The 25024-nt window shown below is 44.0% G+C and carries 23 protein-coding genes and 1 pseudogene; 19 read left to right on the forward strand and 5 right to left on the reverse strand.

Going from position 1 to position 25024, the window contains the following annotated elements:
• The 15 genes from A3763_RS00355 to A3763_RS00425 all read left to right on the forward strand — a co-directional run.
• Positions 1–1803, forward strand: a 1803-nt coding sequence (locus A3763_RS00355) for a flagellar biosynthesis protein FlhA (RefSeq protein ID WP_068759799.1), incomplete at its 5' end; no start/stop codon positions are given.
• Positions 1804–1880: 77 nt separating this feature from the next.
• Positions 1881–3245 (forward strand): flagellar biosynthesis protein FlhF, encoded by a 1365-nt coding sequence (gene flhF, locus A3763_RS00360; RefSeq protein WP_068511921.1) that lies wholly within the window; start codon positions 1881–1883, stop codon positions 3243–3245.
• A 181-nt stretch (positions 3246–3426) separates the two neighbouring features.
• Positions 3427–4248: a MinD/ParA family protein gene (locus A3763_RS00365; RefSeq protein WP_068511924.1), complete on the forward strand. Its 822-nt coding sequence runs from the start codon at positions 3427–3429 to the stop codon at positions 4246–4248.
• Between the two features lie 29 nt (positions 4249–4277).
• On the forward strand, positions 4278–4988 hold the full coding sequence (locus tag A3763_RS00370) for an RNA polymerase sigma factor FliA (protein ID WP_068511927.1): 711 nt from the start codon (positions 4278–4280) through the stop codon (positions 4986–4988).
• Positions 4989–5233: 245 nt separating this feature from the next.
• The gene (gene cheY / locus A3763_RS00375) at positions 5234–5620 is read left to right on the forward strand and encodes a chemotaxis response regulator CheY (protein ID WP_068511934.1); all 387 of its coding nucleotides are present in this window, start codon (positions 5234–5236) and stop codon (positions 5618–5620) included.
• Positions 5621–5633: 13 nt separating this feature from the next.
• Positions 5634–6416: a protein phosphatase CheZ gene (locus A3763_RS00380; RefSeq protein ID WP_068511930.1), complete on the forward strand. Its 783-nt coding sequence runs from the start codon at positions 5634–5636 to the stop codon at positions 6414–6416.
• 13 nt (positions 6417–6429) lie between these two features.
• Positions 6430–8673: a chemotaxis protein CheA gene (locus A3763_RS00385; RefSeq protein ID WP_068511932.1), complete on the forward strand. Its 2244-nt coding sequence runs from the start codon at positions 6430–6432 to the stop codon at positions 8671–8673.
• 75 nt (positions 8674–8748) lie between these two features.
• Complete coding sequence (locus A3763_RS00390) at positions 8749–9924, forward strand: chemotaxis response regulator protein-glutamate methylesterase (protein WP_068513746.1); 1176 nt, start codon at positions 8749–8751, stop codon at positions 9922–9924.
• Positions 9924–10664, forward strand: a complete 741-nt coding sequence (locus A3763_RS00395) for a flagellar motor protein (RefSeq protein ID WP_068513742.1) — start codon at positions 9924–9926, stop codon at positions 10662–10664. The genes A3763_RS00390 and A3763_RS00395 overlap by 1 nt, the downstream gene beginning before the upstream one ends.
• A gap of 19 nt (positions 10665–10683) precedes the next feature.
• The gene (motD, locus tag A3763_RS00400; protein ID WP_068513739.1) at positions 10684–11481 is read left to right on the forward strand and encodes a flagellar motor protein MotD; all 798 of its coding nucleotides are present in this window, start codon (positions 10684–10686) and stop codon (positions 11479–11481) included.
• A gap of 255 nt (positions 11482–11736) precedes the next feature.
• Positions 11737–12519, forward strand: coding sequence for a ParA family protein (locus tag A3763_RS00405; RefSeq protein WP_068513736.1), 783 nt, complete (start codon positions 11737–11739; stop codon positions 12517–12519).
• Between the two features lie 48 nt (positions 12520–12567).
• The gene (locus tag A3763_RS00410; protein ID WP_068513734.1) at positions 12568–13212 is read left to right on the forward strand and encodes a hypothetical protein; all 645 of its coding nucleotides are present in this window, start codon (positions 12568–12570) and stop codon (positions 13210–13212) included.
• Positions 13209–14489, forward strand: a complete 1281-nt coding sequence (locus A3763_RS26580) for a CheW domain-containing protein (protein WP_082880325.1) — start codon at positions 13209–13211, stop codon at positions 14487–14489. The genes A3763_RS00410 and A3763_RS26580 overlap by 4 nt, the downstream gene beginning before the upstream one ends.
• A gap of 144 nt (positions 14490–14633) precedes the next feature.
• On the forward strand, positions 14634–15122 hold the full coding sequence (locus tag A3763_RS00420; protein WP_068506790.1) for a chemotaxis protein CheW: 489 nt from the start codon (positions 14634–14636) through the stop codon (positions 15120–15122).
• A 59-nt stretch (positions 15123–15181) separates the two neighbouring features.
• Complete coding sequence (locus A3763_RS00425; protein ID WP_068513732.1) at positions 15182–15595, forward strand: DUF2802 domain-containing protein; 414 nt, start codon at positions 15182–15184, stop codon at positions 15593–15595.
• An 81-nt stretch (positions 15596–15676) separates the two neighbouring features.
• Here the strand turns inward: A3763_RS00425 and A3763_RS00430 are convergent, their stop codons facing one another.
• Positions 15677–16114 (reverse strand): hypothetical protein, encoded by a 438-nt coding sequence (locus A3763_RS00430; protein ID WP_068513731.1) that lies wholly within the window; start codon positions 16112–16114, stop codon positions 15677–15679.
• Positions 16115–16305: 191 nt separating this feature from the next.
• On the opposite strand from A3763_RS00430, the gene sbcD reads away from it, so the two are divergent.
• Entirely contained in the window at positions 16306–17577 is a 1272-nt protein-coding gene (sbcD, locus tag A3763_RS00435; RefSeq protein ID WP_068513726.1) for an exonuclease subunit SbcD, read from the forward strand.
• A gap of 10 nt (positions 17578–17587) precedes the next feature.
• The gene (locus A3763_RS00440) at positions 17588–21310 is read left to right on the forward strand and encodes an SbcC/MukB-like Walker B domain-containing protein (protein WP_068759800.1); all 3723 of its coding nucleotides are present in this window, start codon (positions 17588–17590) and stop codon (positions 21308–21310) included.
• A 101-nt stretch (positions 21311–21411) separates the two neighbouring features.
• On the opposite strand, the gene A3763_RS00445 is transcribed toward A3763_RS00440, so the two are convergent.
• Positions 21412–22152 carry a YebC/PmpR family DNA-binding transcriptional regulator gene (locus A3763_RS00445; RefSeq protein WP_068513720.1) on the reverse strand — a complete coding sequence of 247 codons (741 nt, stop codon included), beginning with the start codon at positions 22150–22152 and terminating at the stop codon, positions 21412–21414.
• 147 nt (positions 22153–22299) lie between these two features.
• Positions 22300–22614: an SCP2 sterol-binding domain-containing protein gene (locus A3763_RS00450; RefSeq protein WP_068507398.1), complete on the reverse strand. Its 315-nt coding sequence runs from the start codon at positions 22612–22614 to the stop codon at positions 22300–22302.
• Positions 22615–22921: 307 nt separating this feature from the next.
• Here A3763_RS00450 and sohB point away from each other — a divergent pair, with 307 nt between their 5' ends.
• Positions 22922–23956 (forward strand): protease SohB, encoded by a 1035-nt coding sequence (gene sohB, locus A3763_RS00455; RefSeq protein ID WP_068512159.1) that lies wholly within the window; start codon positions 22922–22924, stop codon positions 23954–23956.
• Between the two features lie 149 nt (positions 23957–24105).
• A pseudogene (locus A3763_RS26585) lies at positions 24106–24276 on the forward strand (integrase); the annotation flags it as partial.
• A 158-nt stretch (positions 24277–24434) separates the two neighbouring features.
• On the opposite strand, the gene A3763_RS00460 reads toward A3763_RS26585, so the two are convergent.
• Positions 24435–24722, reverse strand: a complete 288-nt coding sequence (locus A3763_RS00460; protein WP_068512156.1) for a type II toxin-antitoxin system RelE/ParE family toxin — start codon at positions 24720–24722, stop codon at positions 24435–24437.
• 3 nt (positions 24723–24725) lie between these two features.
• Positions 24726–25024: type II toxin-antitoxin system ParD family antitoxin (locus A3763_RS00465; RefSeq protein WP_369823070.1), on the reverse strand; the 299-nt coding region annotated here is incomplete at its 5' end.

The following is a 25024-nucleotide window of genomic DNA, read 5'->3' on the forward strand; positions in this document are numbered from 1 at the left end:
TTTGCTATTTTGATGATTATTAACTTTGTTGTTGTAACAAAGGGTGCTGGCAGGGTCTCGGAGGTTAGTGCGCGCTTTACGCTCGATGCGATGCCGGGTAAACAGATGGCGATTGATGCTGATCTTAATGCTGGCATTATCGAACAGGAAGAAGCCAAGTCACGTCGTGAAGAAATTGCAACGGAGGCTGACTTTTATGGTTCTATGGATGGTGCCAGTAAGTTTGTTCGTGGTGATGCCATTGCGGGTTTGTTGATTTTAGCGATCAATATCATAGGCGGTCTCTCTATTGGCATGGTGCAGCATGATCTAGAATTCTCTGATGCAATGGAAAAGTATTCGCTACTGACTATTGGTGATGGCTTGGTTGCACAGATTCCTTCGCTACTACTTTCTACCGCCGCAGCAATTATGGTGACACGTGTTAGTAGTATGCAGGACATGTCGTCACAAGTTCTTGATCAGATGTTTCTATCCCCAAAGGCTTTATATGTGGCCTCAGGCATTCTTATCGCAATGGGTCTGGTACCGGGCATGCCTCATTTGGCATTCTTGGGTTTGGGTGGCGGTTTAGCATTTTTTGCTTGGTATGGTCAAAACAAGAGATCGAAAGGTGAAGAGGTTGAAGCAAGCGCTCCGGGTGCTCGCAGGTCAGGTGCTCAGCCTAATATGTCTGGCGGTGCTAATGTAACGCCTGATAATCAAGGTCAAATATCGGCTGATGGACAGCCTAAAGAAGAGTACAAAGAGCTTGGCTGGGATGATGTTTTGTCGGTCGATATTATAGGCCTGGAAGTTGGTTATCGCATAATTCCTCTTGTTGATAAAAATCAGGGGGGGGCATTGCTTGGTAGGATAAAAGGGGTGCGTAAAAAGCTGTCGCAAGAGTTAGGTTTCTTAATGCCTTCAGTTCATATTCGCGACAATCTTGACCTTATGCCAAATGTTTACCGAATCACCTTGATGGGCGTAACGATTGCTGAAGCAGAAATTCACCCAGAGAGAGAGCTAGCTATTAACCCGGGTCAGGTCTTTGGGAAAATTGACGGGGTTGAGGGTAGAGACCCTGCTTTTGGGCTTGATGCAATCTGGGTTGAGAGTTCTCAAAAGGATCATGCGCAAACGCTAGGTTATACCGTTGTCGATGCGAGTACTGTGGTGGCGACACACTTGAATCAAGTGCTTCAGAAGCATGCTAGTGAGTTATTGGGGCATGAGGAGGTACAGCAATGGTTGGATCAGTTGGCGAAGGTGTCACCTAAGCTATCAGAAGAGCTGGTTCCAAATACATTAACAGTCAGTCTGTTATTAAAAGTTCTTCAGAGTCTATTGATCGAGGACGTACCTATTAGAGATATGCGTTCGATCGCTGAAGCGCTGGTTAATGTAACTCCAAAGTCAGCTGATTCCACCCTGCTAACAGAAGCATGTCGACAGGGTATGAAAAGATTGATTGTCCAAAATATTTGTGGAAATGATGATGAAATCCCCGTTATTACCTTAGAGCCCGACTTGGAACAGTTATTGCTAAAGTCTGTGCAGCAGTCACAAAAAACTGGCGCGGGTGATGATATGGGAATGATACTTGAGCCCCGAATAGTTGAAACACTTCAGCGATCGCTCGGTGAAGCAGCTCAACGCCAGGAAATGCTCGGAAAGCCTGCAATCCTTTTGGTATCAGGGCCTTTGAGACCAGTGCTTGCTAAGTTTGTAAGGTTTGGGAGTGACCCGATTAATGTCCTTTCTTACCAGGAAGTGCCAAACAATAAACAAATAACAATCGTCGCGAACGTAGGTCAATAAATTGACGTCGTGTCGGTAGAACTCGCTCCAAGGTTCAATTGAAGTGATGAGTAGTAAACATAATCAGGTGATTCCTTATGGAAGTTAGACGCTTTTTTTCAGCGACCATGCAAGAAGTTTTAAAAATGGTTCGAGAAGAACTTGGCCCCGATGCGGTTATCTTATCCAACTCAAAAGTTGACGGTGGTGTCGAAATTGTTGCTGCGCTCGACTATGAGGAAGATGTCTCACCTGAAACCATCGAAAGTCAATTGATAGAGCGTGGCGAGCCTAGCCCTTCCCAACTTGCTCGTATGCATGCAGAAAAACACCTGAAACTGCAAAAAGAGCTAGATAGTGCGCGTAGAAAGATAGAAGAGGTTAAGGCTAAGCGTAAAGAGCGGCCTGATGCTCTTGCGCAAGAGAACGATTCAGAGGCAGTGTCTGAACCAGAGGCAAGCTCTTCGGCAATGGAGCGCAAGGCTGCGTCACATGATGCTAAACAAAATGGTACTCCGTGGGGCGAATTATCGGATATGCGTGCAGAGATATTAGAGATTAAAAAACTAATGTCCGGGCAGGCTTACAAGCAAGTGCAGAATGAAAAAGAACGTGAGCAATCGGCTACGCTCAGCAAAATCGAACGTAAACTCGAATCCCTTTGTATTGCCGGGGATCTTAAAAAACGGCTAATGGCAATGGTTGATTTAGGTATGGACTACAGTCAGGCATGGTCTCGTGTTTCACAGGGTGTTTCAGCTTTAATATCGGCTCCTGAAGATGACCTGATCGAGCAGGGTGGCGTCATTGCATTGGTTGGGCCTACAGGTAGTGGTAAGACCATGACAATAGGTAAAATGGCTGCTCAGTTTGTTATTCGACATGGTGCTGATGATATAGCCTTGGTGACAACTGACAGATACCGCATAGCTGCGCACGAGCAACTAAAGGTGTTTGGCAGAATACTCAATGTGCCTGTCCATGTTGTTGATGAGCGTCATAGTCTGGATACCATACTTGATGGCTTGCGTCACAAAAAACTTGTCTTGGTTGATACTGCTGGCCTAATGCATACCGACGCGTGCTGGTCTGAGCAGCTGCAGGAATTAAAGCTGTCGGGTCATGATATTCAGTCACACCTTGTTGTATCGTCTGTAGGGCAGTATCAGGTGATGTGTTCAAATTACCATCACTACAAAATGGTAGGCTTGTCAGGCGCCATTATTACTAAGGTTGATGAAGCTGTTAGCCTGGGTGAGGTGATGAGCTTTCTTATCGATACGCGTCTCAAAGCCAGTTATTTTACTGACGGTCAGCGAGTTCCTGAGGATATTCATGTGTTTAGGCAAAAAGAAATCCTCTCGAGAGCTGAATCTTTATTGAATAGTTCGGAGCGATGGGTAACAATCAGCGCCCAAGAGCATGAAGGTGGTTTAGATCAAATATTCTCTCATTCTGCGTAAACTTAATCATATCTGCTAAACTCTTATTAGCGTTGATTAAAATATAGAGCTGAATGTAGCAAGATTATGCAGCATACACTGAAAATACGGTCAATGTTTCAGTATCACGAAGATCTCAATATGGTTGAATAAACTGAAGTGCGAAAAATAATTAGATGTATAAAAGGGGATTTTCACCAGTATGGCGAATTCTAATCCGGTTCAGGTAATCGCGGTAACTGGCGGTAAAGGTGGTGTGGGCAAAAGTAATGTGTCTATTAACCTTTCGATTATGCTCGCTGAGATGGGGCGTCGTGTCGTACTTTTAGATGCCGATTTAGGTTTGGCTAATGTTGATGTTTTGTTAGGTATCACCTCTAAAAGCAATATAGCGGATGTGATAAGTGGCGAATGTTCTCTGCGTGACGTTTTGGTTGATGGGCCCAAAGGAATAAAAGTAGTACCAGCTTCATCTGGTACGCAAAAAATGGTTTCTTTGAATCCAATGGAACATGCCGGTTTAATTAATGCCTTTAGTGAAATTTCTGAAGATCTCGATGTCCTGATTATTGATACCGCAGCAGGTATATCCGATGGTGTTGTTTCGTTTCTTAGGGCTGCGCAAGAAGTTATTGTTGTCGTATGTGATGAGCCTACATCGATTACCGATTCATATGCGCTAATTAAATTGTTAAATCGCGATTACGATATGTACCGTTTTCGTGTACTGGCGAATATGGTTAAAACGCAGGAAGAGGGGCGCCACCTCTATTCCAAGCTTGCTCACGTTACTGAGAGATTTCTCGATGTTGCTCTGCAGTATGTTGGGTCAATCCCTTTCGATGAGTCGGTGAAAAAAGCAGTGCAGCGTCAACGGGCTGTTTCTGATGTGTATCCTCGTGCAAAAGCATCGTTGGCATATAAGACGCTTGCCCAAAAAGCGGATAGCTGGCCACTGCCTTCTTCTCCAAAAGGTCATTTGGAGTTCTTTGTTGAGCGCCTGGTTCAGGCTACCTCAAACTAGAACGTGTTTAGTTCCGGTGTCATAGGCTGATGTATACAGACGCTCAAGTAAAACGTGCCGATGATTTGATTCGGTCTCATGCGCCTTTAGTCAAAAAAATTGCGCATCATTTGATATCTCGTCTACCGTCTAGCGTTCAGGTCGATGATTTAATTCAGGCTGGTATGATCGGGTTATTAGAGGCTTCCAGGAAGTATGAAGCTTCTAAAGGTGCGTCCTTTGAAACTTATGCGGGCATTAGAATTCGTGGTTCGATGATGGATGAGGTGCGCCGGGGAGACTGGGTGCCAAGGTCTGTTCATCGGAATGCAAGAAAGATAAGTGAAGCGATCAAGGCTATTGAAGATAGAGAGGGTCGTGATGCGCAGGATGACGAGGTTGCCTCAGAGTTAGGTATGACGCTTGAGGAATACTTTGCTTGCTTGAAAGACAGCGCTAGTGGCAAGTTATTTAGCTTTGAAGAGCTAAGTGAGTCAGGTGACGTTTCTAGTGAAGAGTATTTGTCCGAGAATGACACGCCCGCGACGGATGTTCAGAATGATGCCTTTCGTCGAGCTTTGGCCAAAGAGATTGATGTTCTCCCTGAGCGTGAAAAAATGGTTTTGTCTTTATATTATGAAGAAGAGTTGAATCTTAAAGAAATTGGTTTGGTGCTCTCTGTTAGTGAGTCTCGAGTAAGTCAAATACATTCTCAAGCAGCGATGCGTTTGAAAGCTAGAATGAGTGATTGGCGTACCTGATTGCAGTTTGTCTTAGCCTGATCGAACTATTTGCTTAGACCTCTTTTCTCAAAGTTTGTCCCCCATGTAAGGGGAAAATAAAGCGAATAAAATTAATAAATTGGCTTGATTTTATATAGTTGTTAAGAAATGTGCCGATAAGTGAAACAAATATCAAAAAAAACTGGCTAGCCTAAGAACACCGACTAGACTTGTTTTTAGGTATTAAAATGTAATTTCGGGTATCGACATGAGTGGAGGTCGACTTGAATAAAGATATGAAAATTCTCGTAGTAGATGATTTTTCTACAATGAGACGAATTATTAAGAACCTATTGCGTGACCTAGGGTTTACTAATACTGATGAAGCTGACGATGGTAGTACTGCCTTACCAATGCTTCAAACAGGTAAGTATGACTTTCTGGTGACTGACTGGAATATGCCTGGGATGACTGGTATTGAGTTGCTTCAGCATGTTCGTTCTGACGATAACCTCAAAAGTCTTCCTGTGCTAATGGTAACGGCTGAGGCTAAACGAGATCAGATAGTTGCTGCCGCGCAAGCAGGTGTGAACGGTTATGTCGTTAAGCCATTTACCGCAGCTGTTTTAAAAGAGAAGATTGAGAAAATCTTCGAACGTATCGATTCCTAAGGCTGAGCGATTCATGACTGACGCAAAGCTAATAAATAGCGAACCTCTAAGCGGTTTTGAGCAGACTTTGAAGGCTCAGGCTAATGAGTTGAAGGAGCGAATTGACAAAGGAGACTTGTCGGGGGCGTTAGGTATTATTTCTGAGTTAAATGAGACTCGGGATAAAACTCTGTACCAAGAAGTCGGTCGCTTAACTCGGTCGCTACACGAGTCAATTCGGAACTTTCACATCGATGCTTCCAGTGAGACGGCTAAAGATGACCTGTCTACTATAGAGGATGCGTCCGACCGACTCGCGTATGTGGTTGATATGACCAATAAGGCTGCAAACAAGACCTTGGATCTTGTCGAAGAAACCATGCCTTATGCTTCAGGAATCAGCCAGGAAGCGAAAAAACTCAAGATGGATTGGTCTCGCTTACAGCGTAAGGAAATGAAACCTGATGAGTTTAGAACGCTGACAGCCACAATGGGAACTTTCCTTGGAAAGTTGTGTGAGGATTCAGATAAAGTAAATGATAATCTCACGCAAATACTGTTAGCGCAGTCTTTCCAAGACTTAACTGGTCAAGTGATTCAACGAGTCACCGGATTGGTTAAAGATGTTGAAGAGAATCTTGTTAATTTGGTCAGAATGGCCGGTAAGGTTGACCAGATTACAGGAACAGTCCACGAAGTAGAAAAACAAGAAACAGGCATTGAGGGTGAAGGTCCACAACTCCATGCAGAGCAACGCGAAGACGTTGTTTCTGGCCAGGATGATGTGGATGATTTGCTGTCCAGTCTAGGATTTTAAAGGGGCGTAGAAGATGGGGTTTGAAGCGGATGATGAGATACTTCAGGACTTTCTTGTAGAGTCTGGAGAGATACTCGAGCTTCTTTCAGAGCAACTGGTTGATCTAGAGCAAAATCCAGACGATAAAGATTTGCTAAACGCAATTTTTAGAGGGTTTCACACTGTAAAGGGTGGAGCAGGCTTTTTACAGTTGGATGCACTGGTCAAGTGTTGTCATATTGCAGAAAACGTGTTCGATATTCTGCGAAATGGTAAGCGAAGTCTTGATGCTGACTTAATGGATGTCGTTTTACGTGCGTTAGACTCTGTAAACGAAATGTTCAGTGAAGTCAGAGATGGCCAAGATCCAACCCCAGCTGACCCACAGCTTTTAAGTGAGTTAGAACGTTTTGCGAAACCTGCTGATGCTGCGCCTGCTGCTGAACCTGCAGCTGTTGAACCAACACCGGAGCCGGTTGCTGCAGAAGCCTCTGCTGAAGAGGCTGATATTACTGATGATGAGTTTGAACAGCTCTTGGATGCATTAGATGATGATGCGGGTAAAGGGAGTGCACCAGCGGCATCCGAACAAGAATCTGACGAAATTACCGATGACGAATTCGAAAACTTGTTAGATGAGCTACACGGTTCCGGTGCTCCTGTTGGTGTCAGCGAAAGTGCTGGTGCCTCAGCTTCACCAGACAGCTCCTCGGCGGATTTGTTTTTTGAAGAACCGGCTGCGGGTGGCGACACGAACAGCTCGCCAGAGTCGGGTGATATAAGCGAAGAAGAATTTGAAAAACTATTGGATGACTTGCATGGTGAAGGTCAGTTCAATAGCGAAGGTATTGCTGCAGGTGATGCCACGTCTGAAGCGTCAGCTACTCCTGCTGGCGGTGATGGAGAGTTGATTACCGATAATGAGTTCGAAAAGCTACTGGATGAACTTCATGGAGCAGGCGGGTCGCCAACGACCAAGGCTGCTGCCAGTTCTGCGCCGGCTCCAGAGCCCACACCAAAGCCAGCGCCTGCACCGGCCCCAGCCTCAGCAGCTGCAGCTAAGCCAAAGCCGGCTGCAAAACCAGCTGCTAAAGCGGCATCGAAGAAGAATGAAACCATAGCGACAGAAACAACAGTTCGTGTTGATACAAAGCGCCTAGACGATATCATGAATATGGTGGGTGAATTGGTGCTTGTGCGTAACCGACTAAAACGTCTTGGCGATGCAAGCAGTGACGAGTCCATGCAGAAGGCTGTGTCCAACTTAGATGTCGTGACAGGTGATCTTCAGTCAGCGGTTATGCAAACTCGAATGCAGCCGATTAAGAAGGTCTTTGGACGTTTTCCCAGGGTTGTGCGAGATTTGGCTCGGAACCTTAAGAAAGAGGTTAACCTGGTTCTGGTTGGTGAAGATACTGACCTTGATAAGAACCTTGTTGAAGCGCTATCTGACCCCTTGGTTCACCTTGTACGAAACGCTGTAGACCACGGCATTGAAATGCCTGATGACCGTGTGACGAAAGGTAAGGAACGTATAGGGCAGGTGGTTCTGTCAGCACAGCAGGAAGGTGATCATATCATGCTAGCCATTGAAGATGATGGCGCAGGTATGGATGCTGAGGTTCTACGTCAAAAAGCTGTTGAAAAAGGCATTTACGACCAAGACGCTGCTGATCGCTTAAGCGATAGCGAATGTTATAACCTTATTTTTGCACCTGGCTTTTCGACTAAGCAGGAAATATCCGATATTTCCGGCCGTGGTGTGGGAATGGATGTTGTTAAGACAAAAATTACCCAGTTAAACGGTACGGTAAATATTGATTCTGAGTTAGGTAAAGGCTCGCGACTTTCAATTAAAGTACCCTTAACTTTGGCGATCATGCCTACCTTGATGGTTAAGCTTGGAAATCAGTCCTTTGCTTTTCCTCTGGTTAGTGTGGTTGAAATTTTCCACCTTGATTTGACCAAGACAAATGTTGTTGATGGACAGGAGTGTGTTGTTGTTCGTGATAATGTTTATCCCTTGTTTTACATCAAACGCTGGTTAGTGAATTCATACACTGAAGATACTGATTCTGCTCATGTGGTGATTGTCGCTGTGGGTAGTAAGCGCGTAGGCTTTATTGTGGATCAGTTGGTTGGCCAAGAAGAAGTCGTGATTAAACCACTTGGTGACATGCTACATGGCACAGCAGGCATGGCCGGCGCAACGATTACGGGTGATGGTCGTATCGCCTTGATACTAGATATTCCAAGTCTATTAGACCGCTACGCATAGGCTAAAAATCAGGATGCGCTGTCGCTATAGTACACGCTGCAATCTTTATCGCTACGGGGGCGCTTGTTAGATTCGATGAGTGTCACTGTATTAGTTGTAGATGATTCTGGCTTTTTTCGGAAACGGGTTTGTGAAATTCTAAGCTTGGTTTCTGAAATCAAGATCGTTGGTACTGCGTCAAACGGGCGTGAAGCAATTGAGCTCGTAAAGAAATTGTCCCCTGATGTGGTCACCATGGATTACGAGATGCCTGTTATGGATGGCGTTACAGCTATTCGCCATATCATGCAAGAATGTCCTACATCTATTCTAATGTTCTCATCTCTTACCTACGAAGGTGCTCGTGTAACGCTAGATGCGCTAGAAGCTGGAGCGGTCGATTTTTTACCAAAGAATTTTGAAGATATCGCTCGCGATGCAGGGAAAATGCAAGAGGTTCTGAAGAAAAGAATCCTGGCTATTGCAAAAAAGAGTGGAACTTCTCAAAGTGGCTCGGTTAGCAGCGCTAGCTCACTAAACCCCGAGGCTTCATCCAGTATACAAGCAAGTGAGAGTTCAAGTGTTTTAAAGCGTAGAGCAGTGAGCGGACGCCCAAGCACTACAAATAAAAGTGTGCCGTCACGCCCGGAAGTACAGAGTACTAATCGTGGTCAACGCGCCACGCACAGAGCCAAGAAGTTATCTCACCCGGTAGACCTTCTAGTCATCGGCGCTTCAACGGGTGGGCCGGTTGCCTTACAAAAAGTACTGTCAAAGCTACCGGCTAATCTGCCGGTTCCTGTACTGATTGTTCAGCACATGCCTGAGACCTTTACCCCTGCATTTGCAGAGCGCCTAAACAATTTATGTCAACTTACCGTTAAGCATGGAGTAGATGGGCAAACATTGCAGGCAGGAACAGCAATTTTAGCACCTGGAGCTAAGCAAATGATTGTCTCGGGTAAAGGTCGGTCTATCTCAATTTTGGAAGGTGATGCTAGGTTGACCTACAAACCTTCCGTCGACGTGACTTTCGGTTCAGCTTCGAAAGCGTTCCCCGGAAGAGTTTTGGGAATTGTTCTGACTGGTATGGGGGCCGATGGTAGAGAAGGTTGCCGCTTGCTTAAACAGTCTGGCTCCACGGTTTATACTCAGAACGAAAAAAGCTGCGTAATTTATGGAATGCCGATGGCAGTTGACAAGGCTGGTTACTCTGACGGCTCTTTTGATATTGACGCCATAGCAGATCACGTGATTGAAGGAGTGATGTAATGGATTTGCTGAGTATCTTAGGTGTTATCCTTGGCTTTGGTGCCATTTTAGGTGGTAACTACCTAGAGGGTGGCCATATTGATTCATTATTTAATGGCCCCGCTGCCTTAATAGTTATAGGCGGTACGTTTGCTGCGATATTGTTACAAACTCCTTTTCAGACATTAAAGCGAGGCATTGTCATGTTGCGCTGGGTGTTTATACCGCCTTATGTGTCGATTGATGACGGGATTGAAAAGGTTATTTCCTGGAGTATGCGAGCAAGAAAAGAGGGCTTGCTTGGGCTAGAGTCTTCAGTCGAGAAAGAAGATGAGCCTTTTGCTGGTAAAGGTCTTCAGCTGCTCGTTGATGGTGCTGAGCCTGAAGTGATTAGAAATGTACTTGAGTTGGATCTTATTTCTAAAGAGCGTCATGACCTTAGTTCAGCAAAGATCTATGACGGGATGGGGGGGTATTCTCCTACCATTGGTATCATTGGCGCAGTAATGGGTCTGATACATGTTATGAGTAACCTTGCTGACCCATCCTCTCTTGGCGCTGGTATCGCGACTGCCTTTGTAGCGACAATTTATGGCGTTGCATTTGCCAACCTGCTGTTTTTCCCAGTCGGTAGTAAGCTAAAGTCTGTGATTCAACGGCAATCCCAGTATAGAGAAATGCTTATCGAAGGCTTGGTGGCAATCTCAGAGGGAGAGAACCCTCGTTCAATCGAGCTAAAGCTACGCGGCTTTATCACTTAACTATCACTTGAGCTAAGCTATGCGCAGGCAATTAGAAGAAGAGCATGATAATCATGAGCGTTGGTTAGTATCATACGCTGACTTTATCACTTTGCTGTTTGCTTTCTTCGTTGTGATGTATTCAATTTCTTCGGTAAATGAAGGTAAATATAAAGTCCTTTCTGAGAGTTTGGAAGGGGTCTTTAACGCTCCCGCGAAAACCATAAAGCCAATTCAGGTTGGAGATATAAGTCCTCGCTCTACCTCTCCGGATTCACGTGAAATTTTTATCCAACCAATGATCGGTGAGTCATCACCACCCCCTGATCAACGAAAGAAAAAGAAGGAACCTAGCAAAGAAGACCTCCAACTCGAAATGATAGCAGGGGAGTTTGAAGATAACTTTGAAGACTTGATATTCGAGGAAAAGGTAAGCGTTCAGAAGAAAGACGATTGGATCGAGATCTCGTTGGATGATACGGTTGTTTTTCAAAGCGGCGGTGTGGAGCCTGTTGATGATGCTTTGCCAATTATTGAAAAAATTGCAGGTATTATGAACCAGCACGATAACGCTATGCTGGTAGAGGGGCATACTGATAATGTTCCTATTCGAAGCCCTGTATTCCCATCTAATTGGGAGCTCTCTGCAGCGCGAGCAGCCACAGTTGTTAGATACCTCGCACTGGAGGGGGTGTCGCCTTCTCGCATGGGCGCGATGGGTTACGGAGAGTTTCAACCTGCTGCTAGGAATGATACGGCAGCTGGAAAAAGCAAAAACCGCCGCGTTGTTCTATTAATTTCCAAAAGTCAGGATATTCGTCAGGGCTTAATGAAGTAAGTCTCGTAGCTCATTCATTTATAAAGAAATATTTTCTAAGTATTTACCTTTCAATACTGTGCCGATGGCACGATTTGTGCTCTGTACACTATTAAGATTATTAGTGACGTAAATTCGGCAACTTTATGCCATTTCCGTTGTTCATTTGTTCAAGCGATACAGAATTAGCAAGTATCCCTAGCAGGATATTCTAGCCAGCTAGGCTAAATGGTATGCTTGAGCAAAGCTAAAATATAATTTTTCAGAGGTGACGCGGTGAGAATCTGGGGTATTGCCAATCAGAAAGGCGGGGTCGGTAAAACGACTAGTGTAGTAACGCTAGGCGGGTTGTTGGCACAAGAAGGCAAAAGAGTGTTGGTTATGGATCTTGATCCGCATGGGTCTTTAACCAGTTATTTTGGTTACGACCCGGATACGATTGAGCAAAGTGCGTTCGACTTGTTTATGCATCAGGGTAAGGTTCCTGATGGTCTTCCTGAACAACTGATTACTGACACTTCTTGCCCGGGTCTGGATTTAATGCCTGCTTCAACGGCTTTAGCGACGCTTGAACGTAGAATGGTTGGCGTTGAAGGTATGGGGCTGATCATTTCGAAAACGCTGGCAATGTTGTGGGATCAATATGACTACGTCTTGATCGATAATTCGCCTTCATTGGGTGTACTAATGATCAACTCTCTTGCTGCGAGCCAGCAGCTCATCGTACCTTGTCAAACAGAGTTTCTTGCGATTAAAGGCTTGGAAAGAATGATGCATACTTTGGGTATGGTTATTCGGTCTCAGAAAAGCAATTTAAGACATCTTATTCTGCCTACCATGTTTGATCGTCGAACACAGGCTTCAACACAAAGCTTGCGTACCATCAAATCGACGTGGGGAGATGATGTCTGGAAGTATGCCGTTCCCGTTGATACGAAGTTCCGAGATGCAAGTATGAAAGGTCTGGTACCATCTATTTACGACGCTGATACTCACGGAGTGAGAGCTTATAAGAAGCTACTGCAGACGCTTAAAGAGCTGACAAGCAATAATGCCTAAGGCTTTATCAGGCTTTAAACTCATACGAGAGATTAATTACACTATCAAATGACTCAGGATAACACTGACAGCAGGACGCCTCACTCTAGCACGGAAGATTTGCTAAATGATTACCTGAGCGATATGTTTGGTAGCGACCCTGTGCCTGTTAGTAAGCCTAATGATAGCTCATGTTCTTCGGCAGAGCATACATCCGAAAACTATCTGAATGAGTCATCTGCTCAAATTTCTGAAAGCGCACACGTCAGTGAGCAAGAAAATATAAGTGCCGATTGTGAGTTTGCTGAAGAAGCCAATCTTACAAATGAAGGTCGGCAAAATCAGGGCGGATCTGTCACTTCACGTAAGCCAAGTCATGTTGATTCGGTAACTAGTGTTACCAGGGTGGCATCAGAGCCACAATGCGCTCAGCCAGTTCTTGGGATTTTGGGTGGTTCCACTGTTAAAACGACTGAAGCTATTTCGCCTGACCTATCTCTTATTCCGACAATTAAAATGGTAAGAGAAGACGATGATCAAAGTTTTCGGTCTCAGTGTGAGGCCCAGATAGTATTATTAACATTTCTCTATTACTTAAGAAAACCGCTTTCACCGCGAGTTCGGCAATGCTTCTTAGACTACTCTGAGCAAGCTATAGATGATTACTACGCTGCTTTTTGGTTAGCGGAGCAGTCTGTAGAGAGTGTGCGATGAGCTCTGAAGATATCGATAAGAAGCACTCTATTCATGGAGGGCGTGAATTCGATCAGGACGAGAATGTCAGCTCATCTGATGCTATGGATGAATACTTCTTTGATATGCTTGGCTCAGTTGCCGATCAGCAACCTTTAAAAGACTTAGATACAATACACAAAAACAAGCTTAGTGACGCGGAATTACACTCTCTAGACTCCGTGAATGTAATGCATACAAGGTCTAAAGAGCCACTTGAAGGCAGAGTAGGATCCAAGTTAAAGCCTAAGGTTATTGCAAAAGCAAATTTTGCAAAAGTGAAGCCGGCTAAGCCTCAATTTGCTGAGCCTGAAAGATCAAAAATTTCACCTCTGATTATACCTGCTGCATTTCCAAAGCTTGCGCCGGTTAAAACCAAGCCGAGTGTTAAAGAGTTATCTGAGCAGAACCTTAAAGTAAAGCAAAAGCTTGAAGTTAAGACCGAGCAAAAGACTGAACAAAAGCTTCAGACTAAGCTAGATAGAAAGACGGCCTTAGCGATTCTGGAGAAGAAAAAGTCAAAGTTGAGCGCGGCTCAGCTTTCCCGCTTGGAAGCGAAGCTTGGTCTTAAAGCCGAGCCCGAGCTTAAAACAAAGGTTAAGCAAGAAGTACTTGTTGAAACTGTCGACAAGCCAAAGGTATCCGTTTCTGCACCTGCACCCCTGAGTGATACCAAGGTAGACGCTAAAGTTCAGGCTAGGGAGGCTGTGACTACTGAAGTTTCTGAAATTGAAAAGATACATGAAAAAAGAACAGCTTTGGTTACGCCTGGTGAGCCTGGACAAGTTGGGCCGCCTTCATGGGCTCAAGATCGCTTCGAGTGTTTGATCTTTTCTGTAGCGGGTTTAAAGCTTGCGGTGCCTTTAGTTTCTCTCGGTGCAATCTATAAAATTGAAAAGGAGCTCACGCCAATTGTCGGCCGGGCAGATTATTTTATGGGCTTGTATAGACATTTGGATAGAAATGTCAGAGTAGTCGATACAGCTCAATGGGTCATGCCGGACCGTTGGAGCGAGGATGCTCGGGCCGGATATCAGTTCATTATTAGACTGGGTGGAAATAATTGGGGCTTAGCTTGCGACTCAGTTCACGAATCCATTCAGCTTGAACCTGATATGGTTAAATGGCGCAGTGAGCGTACGAGTCGAGCGTGGTTATCTGGTACGGTGATAGGGCATATGTGTGCTTTACTCGACGCAGACGTAATGAGCTTGATGCTAGAAGAGAAAGCTTCTGGCAATGGAAGCTCAATTTCTTGATAATTGTGTCACTATTTTCTGGCATAGATTGTGCGATGCTCTATATTTAGAAGATGATCTGTTAAGTTTTTGACGTGAGAGAGTAAAGCTTTGAAAACTTGGCGCGAATTATTGTCTTTTAGGAAATAGGTAAGGGGTCAACTAATGACATCAAACACTGGGCACAGTAGCCATGCTGCTGAAGATCCGATTCTGCAAAACGTCACTTTTCGCTTAGCAGACGAGACGTATGGTATTAACGTAATGCAGATTCAGGAAGTATTACGTTATACTGAAATTGCCCCCGTGCCAGGCGCACCTAACTATGTGTTGGGTATTATCAATCTGCGCGGTAATGTAGTAACGGTTATCGATACACGGGCTCGATTTGGTTTACCTAGTGCCGATGTAACTGACCATTCTCGTATCGTTGTTCTTGAAATTGATGGGCAGGTTATTGGTATTCTGGTCGACTCGGTTGCAGAGGTTGTTTATATTAAACACTCTGAAATGGAAACTGCGCCGAATGTCGGCAACGAAGAAAGTGCAAGATTTATACAGGGCGTTTGTAATAAGAACGGCGAACTGATTATCTTGGTTGAATTTGAGAAGATGCTATCTGAAGAAGAATGGTCTGAAATGGGCTCGTTCTAAACTCGATAGCCAATTTGTTTTTGGCCCTCAATGCTAATTGAGGGCTATGAGGAGTAGGCATGTCAATTTCTGTAGAGTTTGTTCCATTGGTTTCAGCGATACTCGTATGTTTGCTTGCGGTGTACGCTTTGGTAATCAAGCGTAGCATTACCTTATCAGAAAGGAGCACTGCTGATCTGGTCGATGAGCTATCAAAAGAAGTTCAGGGAATTAGCCATGGCTCAATGGGTGTTGGGCGTAAGGTTATTGCTCTGGAAAAGCGTGTCGAAGAGCTTGAAGCCATAATAGACGAAATGCAGAAAAATGACCCGACTAAAGTTTCTTACTCCGAAGCGTCACGTTTGGTGGAGTTGGGAGCGGGGATCGATGACCTAATGAATAGTTGTGGCATCTCTCGTCCAGAAGCAGAGCTTGTTAGTGCTCTCACCGAAAGTAAGCAAGATACTATTCCTACCCTTACTCCCACTAAGTAGCTTTAAGCCAGCCAATACTTAAATCAGTGTTCACATCGAGAGCATAGCTTGGGTGTGAACTAGTTATACATCATCAAATGCTTAAGCAACTGCAGAATATTCATTCATAGCTCTTATCGGCTGCACTACTTTACTCTTTTCTTTGTATAGTGAATGTTCAATATAGGCGTCAATTTCACACTCAGCTTCGGCATCTAAGGCGCCAAAGCGTAACTCAAGTTGAAAGGTATCTTTAGATAAGCGTCTAATACAGATTACATCTGCATTAATTTGAAGAAAGCTTTCTAATTTAAATGCGACTTCAACTTTAACCGGACACTTAGGTGATACCGAAGGTGTATTGGGTAGTAAGCGATGCAAGGTTTCTTGGTCACAGTTTAGGCATATGCCGTCACGAGAAATGGTTTTAATCGTTGCTCTCTCATGTACCCCTTGGCCTGATAAAACAGATGCTTCACTTGTTTTATAGCTTTGTGCATCGAGTGCAATCGGTGTGTGATAGATGAGTTGTCTTTTCATAATCTGTCTCAATAAGTCCTGCTAATTCATTGCTACTATTAAACTTATCTTTTACAAGAAAATTAACAAGGTGATCTTTGTATCACTTTGAAAGCTTATGCAACCATGTGAACCAAGTCCGCAATAAAATGCCTTTACTTCACAAAAATAAGGGGTAAATTAGTCTTCAAATTGAAAATCGGGTCAACATCTTGAAAATAATTCACTCCTCCGACTGGCATCTTGGTCAGTATTTCATGGGTAAAAGTCGCCAAAAAGAACATCAGGGTTTCCTTAATTGGCTGGTTGAGCAGGTTCTTGAGCATGAGGTTGACGCCGTTATTGTTGCCGGCGATATATTTGATACCGGGGCTCCACCTAGCTATGCTCGCGAACTTTATCACAAGTTTGTGATTGACTTTAGTGAAGCGACAAACAAGGCTGTGCCTCTCGTTATTGTTGCCGGAAATCATGATTCTGTCGCCATGCTTGAAGAAACCTCTGACTTGCTTGCACACTTCAACACGCATGTAATTTCTTCTGCAAACGAGAATACCTACGAGCAACAGCTATTGCCCGTGACAGGCGCTGCTGGAGAAATAAAGGGAATTATATGTGCCGTTCCATTTCTAAGAGCTAGAGACCTGGTTGGTAGTCACTCCGGTTCGACAGGGAAAGAAAAGCAACGAGATGTACAAGATGCGATAAAGCAGCACTATCAGGTGCTTTATAGTAAGGCACTGGGTTTAAGAGATGTTAATGATTCAAAGATCCCGATTATTATGACAGGGCACTTAACAGTCGTCGGCGCGCGCACAAGTGAATCGGTTAGGGATATTTATATCGGCACCTTGGAGGCGTTTTCAGCATCATCATTTCCCTCGGCAGATTACATTGCCCTGGGACATATCCATAAACAGCAGCAAATTAAGGGCAATGGCAATATCTACTATAGTGGTTCGCCAATTCCGCTTAGCTTTGACGAGCTAAACCAGAAAAAGTCAGTGCAAGTGGTAGAGTTTGATGAGGCTGGTGTGACGGTGGATGCCATAGATGTACCGGTTTTTCAGCAGCTGTACAAAATAAAAGGAAACCTCGAGGAGATTAGCACTAAACTTTCAGAGTTGAAGGGCGGTCGTGATGGCAGTGCTTATTGTTCAGAAAGCAATGGTGACCTTAGTGAGACTATTTGGCTTGAGGTAGAAGTTGAAGAACAGGATTATCTTGAAGACCTTCAGAAACGCATCGAAGAGTTAGTGGTCGATAGCAATATCGAAGTGCTTTGTTTGAAGCGCAGCAGAAATCGAAAAGGGTTAAGCCTGGTCGCCGAAAGTAGCGAACGTTTACAGGAGCTTAAAGCAAGCGAAGTCTTTGAAAAACGGCTGTCATTAGAGCCAGATGGAATCGATGATGCACTAAAAAGCCGTCTGCAACAGATGTTTAAAGAGGCGCTGCTACAAGCTGAGCAAGGAGACAAGCTCTAGAGCTGCAGTTATGAAAATACTAAGTATTCGCCTTAAGAACATCAACTCTCTACGAGGGGAGTGGTTTATTGACTTCACTCAGGAGCCTTTCGCAAGCAACGGTTTATTTGCAATCACTGGGCCTACTGGTGCCGGAAAATCTACGCTGTTAGATGCAATTTGCCTTGCCTTATACCACCAAACACCGCGTTTAAATGAACCATCACCTGCTGAGAAGGTAATGACTCGTCATTGTCACGAATGCATGTGTGAGGTGGAGTTCAGTGTTAAGGGTGACCAGGTTTTTCGCGCATTTTGGGAAGTAAGAAGGGCGCGAAGCAAAGCTGATGGAAAATTACAAAGCCCCAAAGTTGAGCTAGCACTACTCGGGGCCGGTGAGGAGGGGCGCGATAAAATTATTGCTGATAAGCTCCGCGACAAACTAGAACATATCGCCGAAATAACGGGCTTGGATTTTTCACGTTTTACAAAATCCATGCTTCTGGCTCAAGGTGGCTTTGCAGCCTTCCTCAATGCAAATTCGGGAGACCGGGCAGAACTTCTTGAAGAGTTAACGGGAACGGACATATACGGCAGAGTTTCTAGCGAGGTGTTTGAACGCTTTCGACAAGAAAAAGAGCGACACACGCTACTGACGGCCAAGTTGGAAGGTCTAGAGCAGACTAGTCCCGAGGAGCTTGAATTACTGTATGCTGAAGAACAGGCCCTCGAAGAAAAGCGTAAGACTGCTTTGCTTAAAAGAGGCGATATTCAGGCACAGGTTTCTCATATTGAAAAGCTTGAAAAATTGCAGGCGAGTAATAAGCAGTGTCGTTCAGCGCTCGATGCGCATGTTCAATATTGCGACAGTTTAGCACCCGAGTTTGCAAGGCTTGAAAGAGCCCTACCAGCGAGAGTGCTCTCACCATATTATGAACAATATCAGCGCGCTCAAGCTCAACAAAACCAATATGATAAAAACTTCCAGGAAATCAATGCCTCTTGTAGCTTAAAGCAAGAGGAATTCCACCTATTAGAAGGTAATTGTCAGCTTGCTAAAAATGAATACCAGGATGCTCAGAATACCCATGTAAGACTAGAAAACTTTCTAGTTGAGCAGCTGGTTCCTTTAGATCAAGGTATTACTTCCCAGCAGAAAAGCATATCAACCGCCGATGCCGAATTAGTTGAAATAGACGCCAGAAAAACTCAAACGCTAAAACAGCTGCAAGACTGTGCCAAGCAGATTAAAAATAGCCACGACATAACTAAGTCCGTGGGCGAGTGGCTGGAAAAGCATGAGTGGCTTAGAGGTGCGCAAACCCAGCTTGACGGGATTGCCACGCTATTCCAACAGTATAACCGGGTAAAAGAGCAAACGGTGTCTCTGGCAAAGCTGCTTGAAAGCGACAATGCAGTTAAGTTGGCGAAGGAAAAAGGCCTAAGAGAATTAAATTCGCAACTTGTTATCCGAGAGCAAGAGCATAAAAAACTCCTTAGTCGATCTTCGAGTGNAAAAACAGCACTAGATCGCTTTCTAGAAGAGCTTAATAAGCAGTTGAGTTTGGAAACGTTAGAGAATCTTATTCAACAGAATTCCCTTAGAAAGAATGCGGTAGCCGAGTGCAAGAGAATATTTGAGCAAGCGCAGGATCAAAAGCTTAGTTGTCGACAAATCCTGTCGTCTATCGAAAAACAAGATGCTTCGATAGCAAGCCTTGAGGCTGAGCTTGTTAGCCTTCGAACAGCCTATCAGCAAGCTAATAAGTATTTCTTGTCATTAAAAGAAAGAGTCTTGCTCGAAAACCGTATTGTCAGCTTAAGTGAGCACCGAGCACAATTAAAAGAAGGCGAAGCTTGCCCTTTGTGTGGTTCCGTGGATCATCCAATGTTAGATGGATATGGCGAGCTTGAGTCTTCGTCAACGAATGATGAGCTTCTTGCTCAAGAAAAAGTTGCTGAAGCGTTAAAAGAGCAGGGACTTGCCAAGAAGGAAGCCTTAATTCGTCAAGGTGCGGAACTTGAAGGGTTAAGAATAAGAGCAGAGGAGTCACTGAAAAAAGAGGCGGAAACCGAGCAGGTTTGGGCAACTTATGCTGCTCAAATTAATTGTAGTTTGCTTGTAGCAGATGAAGGTGTCCCTCAATTTTTAGAAGAAGTCTTAAGTGATATTGAAAATATAGACAATCAATATGAAAAATTATCGAACCTCCGTCGCGCACTAGAGGCCTGCCAGGAAGAAGAGAAAGTAGAACAGAATTTATTAGACGCTCTAATAAGAGATAAAGAGATACAAGAAACTGAGCATCGCTATATCAGCCAGCAGTGCCAAGATAAACAAGATCAAATCAATAGCTTATGCAGTAGTGAGCAGGAGCTAGATCAATCTTTACAAGAAAATCTGGCTAAGCTTAGTGGCCATGATGTCGTGATAAGTCCGGACTTAAGTGCTTTAGGCGAGTGGTTGGAGACAACCCGAAAGGAGTGTTCGCTGTATGACGACAAGGCAAAGCTACTTCAGACAGAGCTTGGATTAATTAGCGATATCGAAAAGCAACATGACCAATACAAAGCCGTATTGAGCGAGCTTAATTCCCAGTTTGCCGAGGCGAAACAGAAACAGCAGTCGTTCATGGAGCAGCTTGCTGTACAGAAGGCAGAGCGCAAACGTCTGTTCGGCGATAAAGATGTAAGTGCCGAGCGTGAGAAGTCGGCTCAAAATTGTGAAAAAAGGCTTCTGTCCTATCAGGGCTTGCAGGGGTCAATAGCTGAGATCGAGAGAAACTTATCGGCACTTCAGGGAAAGCAGCAGCAGCTCGAGCAGCAGAAGTTTGAACACAAAGATCAGTTGGATCGTCTTGCTCATGACTGGCAGCAGAGACTCGAGAATAGCGTGTTCGAAGACCTGCCCAGCTTTCAGCAGGCTCATCTTGATGACGTAGAGATCGAGAATTTGGTGTCTTTAAAAGAAGAAACACAAAAAACTAAAGCAACATTGGAGGCAGAGCTAAAAACTGCCCAGAGCCAGTTAAAAGAGTTACAAGCTAAAGATCTTCCTAATTTGTCACTCGAAGAGCTCAAAGCGCTACTTGATGGCCTGGAGAGTGAAGTAGAAGCTTGTAGTCAGAGGCAGGGTGAACTAACGCAGATACTTAAGACCAACGCAGAACAGAAACAAAAGCATGAAAACCTGATGCGAGAAATTGAAGCCCAGCGACAGTGCTACGATGATTGGAGTCACCTTAATAGTTTGATAGGCTCCAAAGATGGTAAACGTTTCAGAGTCTTTGCACAGGGCCTGACCTTAGATTATTTAATACAACTCGCAAACCAAAGGCTTGAGGGGCTACATGCCCGTTATTATCTGGTTAGAAGTGATATTCAAGGGCTGGAATTGCAGGTAGTCGATAAATGGCAAGCAGATTCGCATAGAGATACACGAACTCTATCTGGCGGTGAAAGCTTTTTGGTCAGCTTGGCGCTGGCCCTGGCTTTGTCTGACCTGGTTAGCTATAAAACTCAAATTGACAGTTTATTTCTCGATGAAGGTTTCGGTACGCTAGACCGTGCGACATTGGATATCGCACTAGATTCACTGGATCAGCTCAACTCTCAGGGTAAAATGATTGGCGTGATTAGTCATATAGATGCCTTGAAAGAGCGTATACCTGTTCAGATTGATATTAAAAAAATGAGCGGGCTTGGGTACAGCCGTTTGGATAAGGCTTATGAGATTAAAGGGCAAGCTGATTAAGGTAGGCAGCGGCCAAAGTGCTTTACTGAAACGTAAGCACCTTGGCTTGTTTTGGATTCCGCATTAGCGAGGGGTGAAACCCTCTGCCTAAGAGAAACGTTTTAAAACTCAGCGCTATGATAAACGTTTTGCACGTCATCCAGGTCGTTAAGCATATCTAAAAATGTTTCGAAGGTAGCAATATCGTCACCTGAAATTTCAGTCGTTGTTTGTGGAACAAACTGGATTTCATCAACTTTAAAGTCTACTTCCTTTTCACCGTTCTTGTTCTCTGTACCGAATGCTTCGTTAAGCGCTTGCTTTGCCTTGAAATAATCAGTGTTAGGTGCAAATATCGTGATTTCGCCGTTTTCACACTCGATATCACTGACATCAACATCGGCTTCCATTAAGGCTTCAAGCGCGGTGTCTTCATCTTCAGACTTGAATACGAAAATAGCACTGTGATCAAACATGTGACCAACGCTACCTTGGGCACCAATTTTACTCTTGGTTTTGGTAAAACACTGGCGCACATCACCGAAGGTACGGTTAGGGTTGTCCGTTAGGCAGTCAACAATTACCATGCAGTTTCCGGGGCCAAAACCTTCATAGCGAGCTGTCGCAAAGTCTTCGCCAGCACCACCTTTTGCCTTTTCAATCGCTTTTTCGATAACATGACCAGGAACCTGATCTTTCTTGGCGCGGTCAATCATTGACCTAAGTGAAAGGTTACCGTCCGGGTCGATACCACCAGACTTTGCGCACATATAAATCTCGCGGCCATACTTGCTGTATACCTTGGTTTTGGCGTCGGCGGTTTTTGCCATTGATTCTTTACGGTTTTGGTAAGCTCTACCCATTTTTTAAGGTCCCAAACTATTTTTAGAAATCGGAATACTGTTTTCAGAAACAGAATACTACCGTGATGTAAAAGGTTTAAAAAGTGTCACGCACAAAAAAAGCCGCAGAAGCGGCTTTTTTAGCTTAATCATGTTAAGCAGACCTTACTAACCGATGCTGAAAAGCTCGCCTAGCTTAGTTGCTAGCATCATGTCGCCTTCAGCACGTAGCTGACCAGCCATGAACGCTTGCATACCGTCAGTTTCGCCACTAACGATGCCTTTAAGAGTTTCAGTGTTCATGATCAAAGTAACTGAAGGATCATCGTGCTCACCAGCTGCTAGTTCGCATGTACCGTCAGCGATAGTTAGGCTGTAGTTGTCATCGTCTTCGATGTTGAATTGGAATACCAAGTCGATGCCGCTAGCTGCGTCAGCGTTGAAGTTTTCTTTTAGTGTCTCGAAAGTAGAAGCTACAGACATGAGAATACCCTTTTTATGTATCAATTATCGCTAAGCTACACGTGTATATGCATGAGGTTGAAGCTCAATAGTGCAAGGTAGCTAGCCTGAGTGTGAAGCGTATTGATTTTCACGGATGTCAAGATTAGTTACTCGAAAAACGCTTGTCAACTAATAAATCGAACGCTTGTTTGAATTATGGTGTGAAGGTGTAAATTAGTAGCCAACAATATCTGAACGAAACCCTTGTATTTGGCAATAATGGCCCAACAATGCAATGGTCATAATGTTTTCGTTATTTGTATATATCAAACCTGAGGATAAGCGCGTGGAATTTTTGACTGAGTACGGTGTCTTCTTGGCGCAGACAATTACAGTTGTTGCTGCCATTTTAATAGTGATGGCTGCAGCAAGCAGTGCAGCTCTAAAAAACAAGAAGCCTGAAAGCAAGGAAATGCTGATTGAAAAATTGAATGAAAAGTACGAGGAAATCAAAGATACGCTTGAAGAGTCGATGCTGAGTAAAGAAGCATTAAAAGACAAGAAAAAGCAGCTCAAGAAGCAAGAAAAGGAAAGTAAGGGGAAGTCAGACACTGAAGATAAAAAGAAGGTGTTTGTTCTAAGCTTCGAGGGTGATATTAAAGCTAGCGCTGTTGAGGGCTTCAGAGAAGCCGTTTCTGCGGCACTGTTGGTTGCACGTCCGGGTACCGATGAAATCGTGGTCAAGCTTGAAAGTCCTGGCGGTATGGTTCATTCCTATGGTTTGGCCTCTGCACAGCTAGATCGAATTAAGCAGAAGGGTATCAAACTGACAGCTTGCGTAGACAAGGTCGCTGCGAGTGGTGGTTACATGATGGCGTGCGTTGCAGATCAGATTATTGCTTCACCTTTCGCTATAATGGGTTCGATTGGTGTGGTGGCTCAGGTGCCTAACTTCAACAAGGTACTGAAGAAAAATGATATCGACTATGAGATCCTGACTGCTGGCAAGTACAAAAGAACCTTAACAATGTTTGGTGAAAATACTGACGAAGGAAGAGAGAAGTTTAAGTCGGACTTGGAGGATACTCACCAGTTATTTAAGTCCTACGTTTCAGAACGTCGTCCATCGGTTGATATTGAATCAGTTGCCAATGGTGATATCTGGTTTGGTTCTAAAGCCAAGGAAGTATCTTTAGTTGATGACTTGAAAACATCAGATGAATATATTTTAGAAGCCTGTCAGGACTCAGAGGTCTATTCCTTGGAATTCAAAGCAAAGAAAAGTTTGATGGATAAACTAGGCATGTCGGTAAGCTCAGGTATTGAACAGTCTGTTACCAAACTGCTTTCCGAGCTGAATATCTCTCGTGGTATGAAGTAATTAATTAAGTCGTTGATGGGGCGGGGTTGCGACTCTGGCCCCATTTTTATTTTGTGAATGTTTAAACAGGGGCCGCAATTTACCTGTAATTTCAAAGTGCGCAAGTTTGGTGCTCATTGAAGCTCTGTGTATCCATTATTTAGCCAGCTTATGGCACCCACTCAATGAGGCGAACAAAAGCTTCAATTATTTATCGTGAAACAAAGAACTTTAGAGCTATTCAGATATTGCTAGGGCACTTTAAAATTGACAGCACTATAAGGTATCTTGGGGTTGAAGTAGATGATGCGCTTGATCTTGCCGAACGAATTCAGGTGTAGAATTTCGTCAAAAGGCGGTTATTTACAATTTAAGTAACTTCCTTTTTATGCAATTTTTTAAAAGCCGGCATTAAGGGCTCATCAAAATAAGTAAATTAATTTTGGCTTTTAAATAAGACCTCGACTTTCAGTAATCGCTTATTAACTCTAGAGAGTTCCTATAACCAGCAATCAATATCCTGACCTCCTAAAATAGCCATTATTTCAACGACCGCACCATTAACACGGTAGTAAATATTATCGGAGCAATAAGAGCAGCGCCTATAACCTGGGCGAATATGGTCAACTGATTGGAAGAGATATGGGTTGATAGAAATTTTCTCGAACATATCGAAAAAACCATGGTAATAGGTATCTGCCTGAGCTTCTCCAAACTCGCTATATTCGTAAGCGTATATCCGCTTTAGGTCTTCTTTAGTATTCGAAGATATCTTAAATTCAAACATGCCTTACTTCAGTTCTGACTTGAATTCAGCCAGCATCTCAGATGCCATTTGATTTACAAAACCACTGGATTCTGCATCTTCAAGCTTTCTATTAATTGCTTCAGCCCTTCTCGCGCTGCGGATAAGATCGTTTATCAATTCACTTTTATTAGAGTAATCTTGAACATTATCTACATGATTTCGCAACCAAGAATCATTTTGCTCTGTTAACGTAATACTTTGTCTCGGCATTTTACACCTCCCTCGATACAAACCTGGTGTAATTATACACCAGGTTTGTAGTGAATGGTCTACAGAATATT

The sequence above is a fragment of the Oleiphilus sp. HI0128 genome (genome assembly GCF_001635365.1).